The following is a 12,705-nucleotide window of genomic DNA, read 5'->3' on the forward strand; positions in this document are numbered from 1 at the left end:
TCAGCGGCCATTGAAAGCCCGTCGCCGCGATACTTGGCGCCTACGCAGGGATCACCTATTGGAACGCGCAGCCGAATTCACCCTGGTTTGTCCGGGGCAGATCGCTCCCGGCAGCAACAAACGCTGCCTCGCAACTGCCATTAGGGTAGCTGACAGAGCAGCGACTGACACCCGAAAGTGACAATGCATCGAATAATAGATTCGATTGTTTGCATGAAAGGCCGGCGAAAAATGACACCGCCTTGACACCATGCCGACTGGGAGCCAGTTCGACAATGAATCACGCCAAGACATCGACCTGAGCCAGCGCTGCGCCACAATGAATGTTCGCGGGCCACGCCGTGACCAGACCCTAAGAGCCGGACTGGCCGCCACCTGTACATCACCACTACAATCCACGGCCTTTTGACCCTGGCAGCCGCCCTGCATGTCCGACCACCTGAGCGAAACCCGGCGCCGCCGTACCTTTGCGATCATTTCGCACCCGGACGCTGGCAAGACCACGCTGACCGAGAAGCTGCTGCTGTTCGGCGGAGCGATCCAGATGGCGGGCTCGGTGAAGTCGCGCAAGGCGGCGCGGCATGCCACGTCGGACTGGATGGCGCTGGAGAAGGAGCGCGGCATCTCGGTGACCTCCTCGGTGATGCAGTTTCCGTACGCCGGGCGAATCATCAACTTGCTGGATACGCCGGGTCATGCCGACTTTTCCGAAGACACCTATCGGGTGCTGACGGCGGTCGATTCGGCGCTGATGGTGATCGACTGTGCCAAGGGCGTGGAAGAACGCACCATCAAGCTGATGGATGTCTGCCGGCTGCGCGACACGCCGATCATGAGCTTCATCAACAAGCTCGACCGAGAGGGCCGAGAGCCTATCGAACTGCTGGACGAGATCGAGAGCGTGCTGCGCATCCAGTGCGCACCGATCACCTGGCCAATCGGCATGGGCTCCAGACTCAAGGGCGTCTATCACATGCTGCTCGATGAGGTGCACATCTTCGAGCCCGGCAAGAACTTCACGCGGCAGGATTCAACCATCTTCAAGGGGCTGGATGCGCCGGGACTGGCCGAACGTCTGGGTGCCCAGGTGCTGGCCGAACTCAAGGACGAACTGGAACTGGTGCAGGGCGCCTCACATCCCTTTGACCGCGAGGCTTACCTCGCCGGCCAGCAAGCGCCGGTGTTCTTCGGCTCGGGCATCAACAATTTCGGCGTGCAGCTGCTGCTCGATTTCTTTGTCGAACACGCACCCTCGCCGCGCCCGCGTGCCACCGAAACGCGCACGGTCGATCCGCTGGAAGACAAGTTCAGTGGTTTCGTGTTCAAGATCCAGGCGAACATGGATCCGCAGCATCGCGATCGCGTGGCTTTCTTCCGGGTCTGTTCCGGGCGCTACGAATCGGGCATGAAAGCCTGGCACGTGCGCGCCAACAAGGAGTTCCGTGTCGCCAATGCGCTGACTTTCATGGCCAGCGACCGCGAGATTGCCGAATGCGCCTATCCGGGTGACATTCTCGGCATCCACAACCACGGCACGCTGTCGATCGGCGATACCTTCACCGAAGGCGAGATGCTCAAGTACACGGGCATCCCCAACTTTGCGCCCGAGTTGTTTCGCCGCGCCCGACTGCGCGACCCGCTGCGCCTGAAGCAGTTGCAGAAGGGCCTGACCCAGTTGTCAGAGGAAGGGGCTACCCAGTTCTTCAAACCGCTGCTGGGCCACGACCTGATCCTGGGCGCTGTCGGCACCCTGCAGTTCGATGTGGTGGCCTACCGGCTCAAGGACGAATACGGCGTCGATTGCCTGTTCGAGCCGGCCCAGATCCATACCGCCCGCTGGATCATCGGCAACGACGCCAAGTCGATCGAGGACATGGAATCCAAGACCATGCAGAACATGGCCCGCGATGCCTCGGGTGCGCTGGTCTATCTGGCACCGACCCGGGTCAATCTGCAGCTGACCGAAGAGCGCTATCCCAAGCTGCGCTTTGCCGCGACCAAGGAGCATGCGCAGCCGGTGGAGATGTAGCATCCCCATCAGGGCGTCATTGCGAGGAGCGCAGCGACGAAGCAATCCAGTGCTTCTCAGGGCGCGATTCTGGATTGCTTCGCTGCGCTCTCCATGAACCCATATCGTAAGTTGTTGATTTGCTCTTGTAGGTCACGTTGCTCGCGTAGCGAGCTACGTGACGCAACTCGATGTCACGTAGTCCGCTGACGCGGACAACATGACCTACGACGGCGGGTTCATGGCCGGTGGGCAGCATCCGGCCGATACAGGTGGCTCGCAATGACGCCGGGAGGTCATGGTCCGTGGGCAGTTTCAGGCCGATCCAGGTGGCTCGCAATGACGCCCCTGTTTGATGCGGGCAAAGCGCACCGCCAGGGGCGACCAGGACTCCCACAGAAGGCGGGAGCGGCATTGCGCACGGTCAGCCGACAACCGACAACCGACAACCGACAACCGACAACGATCCAACGCGCTCAGGGTAACTTCAAGCCGTCGACGACCAGACCCTGCTTGAGCAAATCCCGGTATTGCGCCTCATCGTGGGCGACGATCAGCGTGACCTCGCCTTCGGCCAACAGCGGCTGCAGAGCCAGCAACTGATCGGCGACGGCCTGGCGGTCCTCCCGCAGCATGTAGTGACTGACCACATAAGGCCGGCCGGTGGCCCGGCGGATGGCATCGGCATCCCAGGCGATGTCGCCGACAAACAGAAACTCGTGGCCGTCAGCGCGGCGCACATAGATCAGCTGTGAACCGGTGGAGTGCCCGGGCGCGGGAATGAGTACGACGCCCGGCGCGGGCAACATCGGCGCGCGTAGATCCACCCGATTGAGGCGCTCCAGATCTCCCGGCTTGAAGCCCACGTGCGAGAGCGTGGGGCCGGTCGCCTGCGCATGGGTCAACAACACCTTGGGCGCGATTTCGGCCAGGAATGGCGACTGCGCCACGCCGCCGAGATGGTCCAGATGCTCGTGTGTCACCAGGATCAACTTCGCCGCCCGCATGGCCTGCTGCATCTGATCGAAGGCCTGCTGGTTGAAGCCGAAGCCGTTGGGGTCAAAATTGCGCTGGTGCAGACTGAGGTCATGGGCGGTGTCGACCATGACCGTGCTGCCGTCGACGTAGACCAATTGATAGCTGAGCACCACGATCGGCTGTTTGGCGAACAGCGATTCGCCGGCAATCATGCCGCCACGCGGTACCGGGGTTCGCGCCACTTCGATGGCACGAATCTCGACCGGCCCGACCGAGTCCGCAGCGAATGCGCGAATCTCTGGCAGATCAATGGCATAGCCACCGGGTCTGGGCGTTGGCGATTGCCAGAGCGCGGCATACGCCAGGCCCAGGAGTGCGACAACGAGCACCAGAATCAACCAACGCCAGGGGTGTTTCATGCCCTGCCCTCCTGTTCTTGTTGGAGTAGATCAGGCCCGCGGTTTTCAAGAAAGGGCGTTTGTCCGCAAAGAACGCAAAGGTCGCAAAGTAGAGCGGTTGATCTCGATCGAGTCTCTAGCTCTATTTGGGACCATTGAATATCTCGGGAACGGCGAATTCCGAATGACCGATCACCGAGGCTCCATGCGGAATCTTGCCGTGAGTCACCTTGCGCCGGTGACCCCAGCGTCACATAGCCCGCTTCGCGGCCAACATGACCTACATTAATTTGATCATCGTCTGCAAAAAACAGCTTTCCTTCGCGCTTTTTTGCGTCCTTTGCGGACAAAAACGCTCTTCGGCGATGCGCCAAACCCTCAGGCGGCCTTGCGCAACTGGCTGTCGGCAACGGCCGCGGCGCGATCCAGGCCGGCCAGCAAATCGGCTTTCAGATCGACCACATCCTCGATGCCCACCGATACGCGCAGCAATCGATCCGAAATTCCGGCCACGGCGCGGGCTTCGGCCGTCATCGAGGCGTGGGTCATGGTGGCCGGATGGGCAATCAGGCTCTCCACGCCTCCCAGCGATTCGGCCAGCGAGAAGCAGCGCAAGCCGTCGAGCAGCGCCCGCACCTGGGCTTCGCCGCCGCGCAACTCGAAGCTCAGCATGGCGCCAAAGCTGCGCTGCTGGCGTTTGGCCAGGGCGTGACCCGGGTCGTCTTCCAGACCCGGGAAGTACACCCGTTCCACCGCCGGATGCGCTGCCAGCGTGCGTGCCAGCTCCAGGGCGTTCTCGGCATGCACGCGCAGCCGCGCCGCCAGGGTGCGCAGACCGCGCAGCGTCAGATAGCTGTCGAATGGGGCGCCGGTGAGGCCAAGGACGTTGTTCCACCAGGCCAGTTCCTCGTGCAGGGCCCGGTCGCGACTGATGATGGCACCGCCGACCACATCGCTGTGACCGTTGAGGTATTTGGTGGTCGAGTGCAGCACCAGATCGGCGCCCAGATCCAGGGGCCGCTGCCACAGCGGCGACAGGAAGGTGTTGTCGACCAGCACGCGCGTGCTGTTGCGGTGCGCCAGATCGACCAGTTCGGCGATGTCGACTACGCGCAGCAGGGGATTGCTCGGCGTTTCAATCCAGAACAAATCGACCTTCTCCGCGAAGGCTTCCTCGACTGCGGTGAGATCACCCTGATCGATCAGTTTCAGACGGAAGCGACCGCGCCGCGCCAGCGTATCGAACAGCCGCCAGGTACCGCCGTAGCAGTCGTGCGGCGCCACCAGCAGCCCACCCTCGGGCACCAGCTGCAGGGCCAGCGTCACCGCTGCCATCCCGGTGCAGGTCACCACAGCACCAGCACCGCCCTCCAGCTCCGCCAGGGCCTCGGCCAGCGCATCGCGGGTGGGATTGCCCGAACGCGTGTAGTCGTACTTCCGCGGCTCGGCGAATCCGGCAAAGCTGAAATTGCTGGACAGGCACAGCGGCGGCACGATGGCGCCATGAGCACGATCACTGTCGATGGCGGCGCGGACGGCGTTGGTGGTTTGGCTACAGCTGCTCACGGGCGGACTCCGGCGTTGAAGGGCGTGGGCCAGAGCATAACCATATGGACGTCTGGACGTCTAGACGTCTCTACATCCGGAATCGAAGATGCGGGCAGACACCGGCAGCGTGTTTCCATAGGACTTTTCAACGGTGGTGAAGTCGTTGTCAGCCACCTGTTTCGACCCGAAACTGCCCACCAACCGACCTTGCCCGTAGGAGCGACCTCGCGTCGCGACCGGCCGACCTCGCTCGTAGGAGCGACCTCGCGTCGCGACCGGCCGACCTCGCCCGTAGGAGCGACCTCGCGTCGCGACCGGCCAGGCGCACGTCCGTGGCAACGGTCGCGCCGCAAGGGCGCTCCTTCAGAAGAGCAAAGCCAGCGTTGTGCTCACGCATCAGAGCTTGGCGCGTGCCTTGGCCAATTTGGCCTGGATCTCGGCCTGACGCCCCTGGTCAGCCAGTTCGCGCCCTGGTCGCGGCGCTGCTGCTGCCGCGTGCTCAAGCACGGTCACGGCTTCGCCATAGCGGCCCTGGTCCATCAGATAGTCGCCGTAGAAGAAGTTGGCGTCGATGCCGTCAGGCGCCAGCGCCAGCGCCTTTCTCAGCAATTCCTCGGCCTTGTCATCGTCACCGAAGCCCACTGGCCAGCCGGGCACCTGGTAATAGAGGCTGCCGAGGCTGGTGTAGGCCGAGCCATCGAGCGCCGCCGGATTGATCTTGATCGCTGCTTCCAGACTCTGCCGGGCCTGTTTGCACAGGGCCAACGCACCGAGCCCCCCTTTGGCACCGGCCCAGGTCGACAGGATGATGCCCTGCCAGATCAGCGGCTCCGCGGCATCGGCATGGCGCTGAACCAGCTGTTCGGCCTCGCCGGCGAGTTGCTCGAAGGCGTCGGCGCGGGCCTTCTCGGGCGTCTGGTACTGCACCTCGGCCCAACGCTGCTGCAAGGGCGCAAGTTCATCGCTGATGTTGGCGAACGCCGGTGCGGCGCACAGGCCCAGCAGCAGGGGCATGAGCAGATGCCGCTTGCCGGTTGTCTTGTGGTTCATGATGGATCTCCGTTCACGATTGGGTTTGTGGTTGAGCATTGCGGGCGTGCCGCTGGATGGTCGAGAGCTTGCTGGACATGGCGCGATCCACCAGCGCCGGCAGGACGGCGTTGAGGCGCACAAAGACGTTCTCGGCCAGACCCATCTGCACCCGTGGTCGATCCCGCTCCAGCGCATCAACGATGGCCGCGGCCACAGCCTCCGGCGGATCCTCGGCGACATTCAACTCGGCATTCATGGCGCGCGCGGCGGCGCTGTTCATGGCCGTTCGGGTGCTGCGGGGTGACACCCAGAGCAGGCGCGGGCCCTGCGCGCCCAATTCCCGCGTCAGGGCTTCGGCAAAGGTTCGCAATCCACCCTTGGCAGCGCCATAGGCAGCAAATCCGGGATGGCCGATCTGGCCCAGTGTGGAACCGATCATCACCAGCGCGCCCTGGGGGCGCGCCGATAGCTGCGGCAACAACCCATGCGTCAACAGCATGGGCGCGAGCAGATCGGTGCAGAGCAGATGTTCGATCTGTGCCGGCTGCATGTCGGTGTACAGGCCGAAATGACCGCCCGCCGCATTCAGGACCGCCGCATCGATGCCGCCGTCGCTGGCCGCGAAGCGCAGCAGCTCGGCCCGTCCCTCCTGGCTTGTCAGATCGGCCAGCAGCGAGCGGGTCTCACCCGGCAGCGATTTCAGCAGTGCCGTCATCCGTTCGGGGCTGCGTCCGTGGACGCGCAGAAGCGCTCCACGCTCGGCCAGAGCACGCGCCAGGGCACCACCAATGCCTCCGGTGGCACCGGTGATCAGAAAACACCGCTGTTCCAGGTTCATGCGGCCTCCGCAAATGCCGGCGCGGCGTCGCGTATGGACTCGAACACGGCCCCGTACAATCGATAGAACATGCGCGCCGCGCGGGTCACCGCTGCCCGATCGCCGGCATCATCGAGCCGCTCCATCAGGCCCTCGAAGAAGCCGATGTGCTCCTGATCGAGTTGCCCGTGCGAGCTCAGATATCGCAGCGCCTTTCTGTCCACGCCCAGATGCTCGCCCAGGGCCTTTGCCGCATGGGTAGCCAGCGCCGTGCTGGTGCCTTCCAGCACCAGCACCATGCCGAAGAATCCGACCGGATTGCCGCGCATGATGGTGTCGTAGGCATAGGCCACCATGAGTTCCGTGGCTGCCGACGGGACACTGCTGCGAGCGCTGGCGACGTCACCGCCACAGGCCGCGATGTCGTCGAGAATCCACTCCTGGTGGCCGTATTCCTCTTCGATGTACTCGGTCAGGGCCTCACGCAGCCATTCCAGTCGTTCCGGCAGGCGCGCACCACAAGCCATCATCAGCGGCACCGTGTGCTTGACGTGGTGATAGGCCTCTACCAGAAAGCGTTGGTACTCGCTCAGCGTGACCCGACCGCTGAGGGCGTCTTGAATGATGGGCAGGCTCTGCAGGCGCGCCCGCTCTGCAGCAGTGTCGTTCAACAATTCGGCGTAAAAGGCCATGGATCCTCTCACTGGGTTTGGGTATGGAAGACTTCGAGCGCTTCGGCATAACGCGCCAGCACCACATCGCGACGTACCCGGCCGTTGCCCGTCAGCTGCTGGTTTCCGGGCAGGAAGGGCTCATCGGCACGCAGGTAACGGCTGACCCGGGCATAGTCGGGCAGCCCGCGGTTGACCTCTGCAATCGCCAGATCCAGCGCGACCTCGGACAGATCCGGTCGGCGCGGCACCACAACGGCACTATTGAATTCGCGGGCTTCGCCATCGACGACGGCCTGGGCGATGTCCGGGTGCTGCATCAGCTCGCTCTCGACCCACTCCGGCGAGACATTGCGACCGAAGGCGGTGATGAAGACATTGCGCCGCCGCCCGTCTAGCCAGACATAGCCTTGTTCATCGACATGGCCGAGATCCCCGCTGCGATAGATGGGCGGGCGCTCACCCTGCTCGCCCACATAGCCCAGAAACTGGCTCCCGCCGATGAGAATCTCACCATCGGCATCGACTTCCAGACGCACATGACGAAGCGCTTGCCCCACGCTGCCGGGGCAATTGGCGCCGGGACGATTCAGGCTGACCACCGATCCGCACTCGCTCAAGCCATAGCCCTGAAAAACCGGCAGACCGGCTGCCGCATCGAGCAATCGGCCACTGACCCGAGCACCGCCCACGGCACAGAAACGCAGCGAATCGGGGGCGCTGCCGCCTTGCGCCAGCGCCGCCACCCAGGCCTGCAGCATCTGCGGCACCAGAATCAGACTTTGCGGCCGGTGACGGTCGATGCACGCGCACAGACGGCCAGCATCCAGCTGCGCTGCACCGATCAAGCCCGTCTCGGCCAGACCCGGCAGTACGATGGGCGCGCCGACATACAGTGCTGCATAGACACCTGCCACCTGCTCCAGCAGCACTGCCAGTGGCATCAGGCTCAGATGGCGCTGGGGTATCTGGCCCACCAGCGCGTCGACGACGGCCATGGCCACCGCATCAAGGTGCTCGGCGGCCAGGCAGACGCCCTTGGGAGCGCCGGTACTGCCGGAGGTAAAAGTCACCAGCGCGGTCGCCGATGGCATCACCGGCATGGCCTCCGGTACCTGCAAGGGATGCAGGTACAACCCGGCGCCAAGGTCGATCGCCCTCGCCTCCCGGCGTGGACTGATGCAAACGTCGGCGCCCACCATCGATTGCGCGTGCTGTACCTGCGCTTCAGTGAAGAAGGGCGGCAGGGGCAGATGCACGGCGCCGATGAGGCGCAAGGCCAGATCCACGGCCACGGCCTCCACGCTGTTGTCGAGTCGGCTGGCCACTCGCCTGACATCCAGGTGCTGCAGCAATTCGGCGATTCGCTGCACCCGCGACCACAAGGCCTCCCGACTCCAGGTTCCGGTCGCGTCGATCGCAGCGATCGCCGTGGGTTGCACCCTGGCCTGAATCCGCAGGTGATCGATCAGGTTCATGGGCGGGCCGTCAGCAGGTGCTGGCCTAGATGCAAGGGACCGCCGATCACCCATGGATCATGCTGGTAATAGCTGCCCCAGGCGGGGGCCATGGATCCCAGTCGCTCGGCCCTTGCCGGTGCCAGCGCCAGCGGACGAAGCTGGATACGGGCGAACAACTCCCGCAAGGGTGCGGTGGCCACGAACACGGCCCAATCGAGATGGATGCTCTGCAGATAGGCCGCAATCAGCGGGAAAAATCGTCTGCCAGCGCCGTTGCCCACGCCGCTCAGATGGCCGACTTCCGCGATCTGTGATCGCGCTACCGGTGACGCAAAACGCTCCGACAACAGCGATTCCACTGGCGCGTCCAGGTACTGTTCGGCAAACAAGGGGCCCTGCCCGGCGCAGCGCAAGCCGGCGGCAGCCTGAATGTTTCCGTCGGCATCCAACATCGCCAGCAGAAAAGGCATGAAGCTGGCCACTTCAGCGCCATAGCTCTGGCGATAGCGATCGGCGATGAAATGCTCGGCGCGGGCCCGCAAGGGATGACGGCCATCCACTTGCTCCAGCAAGGCTGGTTGCCCAACTCCGCTTTCGGCGGCCACTCGGATACCGCTGCACGCCCCGCCCCCATCCATCTTCGCGTCTCCGCTCGCTGATGGCCCTCAAGCTAGGTAGCGGTGCTTAAGCCGGACTTAGTGAATAGTTAGTCAGTAGCTAAGGGAGGGTAAAGCGGGGGTTAACCGGCGTTGTTTCGGGGCCTGGGTGCAAAGCGCCGATGAATGAGCTCTGTCCGCAACCCGAGGCTGGATGACCGCAGTACAGCCTGGCGGTGTCTTTTGGCCGGGGAAAACTGGAGAGATGAACAAGATTAGAGCAGCGTCGCTGGCGGTGTGCCGGTGCTTCGGGCAGAATGCGCGGCCTTGAGCCCATCTGGCCCTGTGATACCCCGAATGTCCAAAGAAGATCATATCGAGATGGAAGGCACGGTCCTCGAGACCCTGCCCAACACCATGTTCCGCGTGCAGCTGGAGAATGGGCATGTCATTACCGCCCACATTTCCGGTCGTATGCGCAAGAACTACATCCGCATCCTGACCGGCGACAAGGTCAAGATCGAGATGACCCCCTACGACCTGAGCAAGGGTCGCATCACCTTCAGGCAGAAGTAATTCCCCAGCAGCAGCGCAAGCACCGCTCCATCAGAGCAGCGCTGTGCGAGGCTCTTGTAGTGCCGAGCTTGCTCGGCAGGGTGGCGCGGCAGGGTCTGCGCGATCTTGGCAGATGCAGACTTGTCTGGACCCTCTCCCCCAGGCTGAGCAAAAGCGTCCAGACAAGTCTGGATCCACCAAAGCCCGGCAGCAGCACAAGCCCAGCCAAAGCAGCGGAGCAAGCTCCGCTCTACCGGAGCCGGAGCTTGCTCGACCTTGTCGCAGCTACACCACGGCCGCGTCAGCTGCTTCCGGGGCTGCGGCTTCGGTGGTGACCGACAACTGCTCATCGAGCATGGCCACCGTCACCTTGCCACCACCGACCAGTGCGCCAAACAGCAGCTCGTCCGCCAGCTTGCGCTTGATGTGATCCTGGATCACGCGAGCCATCGGCCGGGCACCCATCTGCGGGTCGAAACCCTTGTCGGCCAACCAGCCTCGGGCGCTTTCGTCCACGCTCAAGGCCACATGCTTGTCGGCCAGCTGCGACTCCAGTTCTATGATGAACTTGTCGACCACGCGCAGGATGGTGGCGCGATCAAGCGCCGTGAACTGGATGATGGCGTCTAGCCGATTGCGGAACTCGGGCGTGAAGCCCCGGCGGATGATTTCCATCGCATCGGTGGAATGATCCTGCTCAACGAAGCCCATGCTCCGCCGCGCTGCCTGTGAGGCGCCGGCATTGGTGGTCATCACCAGCACCACATTGCGGAAATTGGCTTCCCGACCGTTGGTGTCGGTGAGCACGCCACGGTCCATCACCTGCAGCAGCAGGTTGAACACATCCGGATGCGCCTTTTCGATCTCATCGAGCAGCAATACCGCATGCGGATGCTTGGTTACCGCCTCGGTCAGCAATCCGCCCTGATCAAAGCCGACATAGCCCGGAGGTGCGCCGACCAGGCGCGACACCGTGTGCGCTTCCATGTACTCGGACATGTCGAAGCGGATCAGTTCGATGCCGAGGATCATCGCCAGCTGGCGCGTGACCTCGGTCTTGCCGACGCCGGTGGGGCCTGCGAACAGGAAGGAGCCGATCGGCTTGTTGGGATCGCCCAGACCCGAACGCGACATCTTGATCGCGGCGGTGAGCACATCGATGGCCTCTTCCTGACCGAAGACCACCATCTTCAGGTTGCGGTCGAGATTGCGCAGCACATCCTTGTCGGAGGCTGACACATGCTTGGCCGGGATCCGCGCCATCTTGGCCACGATGTACTCGACTTCCTCGGTATCGATGACACGCTTGCGCTTGTCCTCGGTGAGCAGGCGCTGGCGGGCGCCAGCCTCGTCGATGACATCGATGGCCTTGTCCGGCAGGAAGCGGTCGTGGATATGCTTGACCGACAGATCCACCGCGGCCTTCAGCGCTTCCGGCGCGTACTCGACCTGATGATGTTCCTCGAAGCGTGACTTCAGACCACGCAGGATCTCGATGGTGTCGGCGATGGTCGGCTCGACCACATCGATCTTCTGGAAGCGCCGGGTCAGTGCCCGGTCCTTCTCGAAGATGCCGCGGAATTCCTGGAAGGTGGTGGAGCCGATGCAACGCATCTCACCGGAGCCCAGCAGCGGCTTGATCAGATTGCTGGCATCCATGACCCCGCCCGAGGCCGAACCGGCACCGATGATGGTGTGGATCTCGTCGATGAACAGAATGGCCTTGGGAATGCGCTTGAGTTCGGCAACCACCTGCTTGAGACGCTTCTCGAAATCACCGCGGTACTTGGTGCCGGCCACCAGCGCGCCCAGATCCAGCGAGAAGATCACCGCATCCTTGAGCACTTCAGGCACGTCTTCATCGACGATGCGCTTGGCCAGGCCTTCGGCCAGCGCGGTCTTGCCGACGCCGGCCTCGCCCACGTACAGCGGATTGTTCTTGCGACGACGGCAGAGCACCTGGATGGTGCGCTCGATCTCGTCGGCGCGGCCGATCAGCGGGTCGATCTTGCCCTGGCGCGCCTGCTCGTTCAGGTTGCTGGCATAGGCCTGCAGGGCGCTCTGCTTCTCGCCCTCGCCGGCCCCATCGGCCTCGCGATCACCACCGGACTCGCCGCGCACCGGATCCTGCGGAATCTTGGCAATACCGTGGGAAATGTAATTGACCACATCCAGCCGGGTGATGTCCTGCTTCTGCAGCAGATAGGCCGCGTGCGAGTCCTTCTCGCCGAAGATGGCCACCAGCACATTGGCGCCGGTTACCTCCTTCTTGCCCGAGGACTGCACGTGGTAGACAGCCCGCTGCAGCACGCGCTGGAAGCCCAGCGTGGGCTGGGTGTCGCGCTCGTCATCGGCCGGCAACATTGGCACGGTCTCTTCGATGATCGAACGGGTCTCATCGGAGAGCTTGCCGAGGTCGGCTCCGCAGGCCTTGAGCACCTGGGCCGCAGAGGGATTTTCGATCAGCGCGAGCAACAGATGCTCGACGGTCATGAATTCATGCCGTTTCGCCCGAGCTTCCTTGTAGCTCTGACTGATGGTCAGTTCCAGGTCCTTGCTGAACATGGACGTCTGCTCCTTCTGCGCCTTGCGCTTAGTGTTTCTACCACATGGCCCCGCAAATACCTGAAATCAAGCGTGAC

10 protein-coding genes are annotated in these 12,705 nt (G+C 63.3%); 2 read left to right on the top strand and 8 right to left on the bottom strand.

Features of this window, described 5'->3' with window-relative positions; all coding sequences use genetic code 11:
* The first annotated feature begins 427 nt into the window (after positions 1–427).
* A complete protein-coding gene (locus H7A19_18775; GenBank protein MCP5476878.1) occupies positions 428–2,029 on the top strand; it encodes a peptide chain release factor 3 in 1,602 nt (533 codons plus the stop codon).
* A 455-nt stretch (positions 2,030–2,484) separates the two neighbouring features.
* Here the strand turns inward: H7A19_18775 and H7A19_18780 are convergent, their stop codons facing one another.
* From H7A19_18780 to H7A19_18810, 7 genes are all read right to left on the bottom strand, one after another.
* Positions 2,485–3,405 carry an MBL fold metallo-hydrolase gene (locus H7A19_18780; GenBank protein ID MCP5476879.1) on the bottom strand — a complete coding sequence of 307 codons (921 nt, stop codon included), beginning with the start codon at positions 3,403–3,405 and terminating at the stop codon, positions 2,485–2,487.
* Between the two features lie 357 nt (positions 3,406–3,762).
* Positions 3,763–4,950, bottom strand: a complete 1,188-nt coding sequence (metB, locus tag H7A19_18785; protein MCP5476880.1) for a cystathionine gamma-synthase — start codon at positions 4,948–4,950, stop codon at positions 3,763–3,765.
* A 378-nt stretch (positions 4,951–5,328) separates the two neighbouring features.
* Complete coding sequence (locus H7A19_18790) at positions 5,329–5,946, bottom strand: hypothetical protein (protein ID MCP5476881.1); 618 nt, start codon at positions 5,944–5,946, stop codon at positions 5,329–5,331.
* A gap of 49 nt (positions 5,947–5,995) precedes the next feature.
* Entirely contained in the window at positions 5,996–6,802 is an 807-nt protein-coding gene (locus tag H7A19_18795) for an SDR family oxidoreductase (GenBank protein MCP5476882.1), read from the bottom strand.
* Complete coding sequence (locus H7A19_18800) at positions 6,799–7,473, bottom strand: iron-containing redox enzyme family protein (protein ID MCP5476883.1); 675 nt, start codon at positions 7,471–7,473, stop codon at positions 6,799–6,801. Before H7A19_18800 ends, H7A19_18795 begins: the two co-directional genes overlap by 4 nt.
* An 8-nt stretch (positions 7,474–7,481) precedes the next feature.
* The gene (locus H7A19_18805; GenBank protein MCP5476884.1) at positions 7,482–8,930 is read right to left on the bottom strand and encodes an AMP-binding protein; all 1,449 of its coding nucleotides are present in this window, start codon (positions 8,928–8,930) and stop codon (positions 7,482–7,484) included.
* Positions 8,927–9,484 carry a thermostable hemolysin gene (locus tag H7A19_18810; protein MCP5476885.1) on the bottom strand — a complete coding sequence of 186 codons (558 nt, stop codon included), beginning with the start codon at positions 9,482–9,484 and terminating at the stop codon, positions 8,927–8,929. The genes H7A19_18805 and H7A19_18810 overlap by 4 nt, the downstream gene beginning before the upstream one ends.
* 381 nt (positions 9,485–9,865) lie before the next feature.
* Here H7A19_18810 and infA point away from each other — a divergent pair, with 381 nt between their 5' ends.
* Positions 9,866–10,084 carry a translation initiation factor IF-1 gene (gene infA, locus H7A19_18815; protein ID MCP5476886.1) on the top strand — a complete coding sequence of 73 codons (219 nt, stop codon included), beginning with the start codon at positions 9,866–9,868 and terminating at the stop codon, positions 10,082–10,084.
* Between the two features lie 264 nt (positions 10,085–10,348).
* Here the strand turns inward: infA and clpA are convergent, their stop codons facing one another.
* Complete coding sequence (clpA, locus tag H7A19_18820) at positions 10,349–12,628, bottom strand: ATP-dependent Clp protease ATP-binding subunit ClpA (GenBank protein MCP5476887.1); 2,280 nt, start codon at positions 12,626–12,628, stop codon at positions 10,349–10,351.
* Positions 12,629–12,705: the final 77 nt, after the last annotated feature.

This window comes from Rhodanobacteraceae bacterium (genome assembly GCA_024234055.1).
Classification (GTDB): Bacteria; Pseudomonadota; Gammaproteobacteria; order Xanthomonadales; family SZUA-5; genus JADKFD01.

Excerpts from the sequence above, each read along its gene's own strand:
- H7A19_18790 (MCP5476881.1), bottom strand. The coding sequence starts at position 5,946 with ATGCCCCTGCTGCTGGGCCTGTGCGCCGCACCGGCGTTCGCCAACATC.
- H7A19_18780 (MCP5476879.1), bottom strand. The coding sequence starts at position 3,405 with ATGAAACACCCCTGGCGTTGGTTGATTCTGGTGCTCGTTGTCGCACTC.
- H7A19_18795 (MCP5476882.1), bottom strand. The coding sequence starts at position 6,802 with ATGAACCTGGAACAGCGGTGTTTTCTGATCACCGGTGCCACCGGAGGC.
- H7A19_18775 (MCP5476878.1), top strand. The coding sequence starts at position 428 with ATGTCCGACCACCTGAGCGAAACCCGGCGCCGCCGTACCTTTGCGATC.
- clpA (MCP5476887.1), bottom strand. The coding sequence starts at position 12,628 with ATGTTCAGCAAGGACCTGGAACTGACCATCAGTCAGAGCTACAAGGAA.
- H7A19_18805 (MCP5476884.1), bottom strand. The coding sequence starts at position 8,930 with ATGAACCTGATCGATCACCTGCGGATTCAGGCCAGGGTGCAACCCACG.
- infA (MCP5476886.1), top strand. The coding sequence starts at position 9,866 with ATGTCCAAAGAAGATCATATCGAGATGGAAGGCACGGTCCTCGAGACC.
- H7A19_18800 (MCP5476883.1), bottom strand. The coding sequence starts at position 7,473 with ATGGCCTTTTACGCCGAATTGTTGAACGACACTGCTGCAGAGCGGGCG.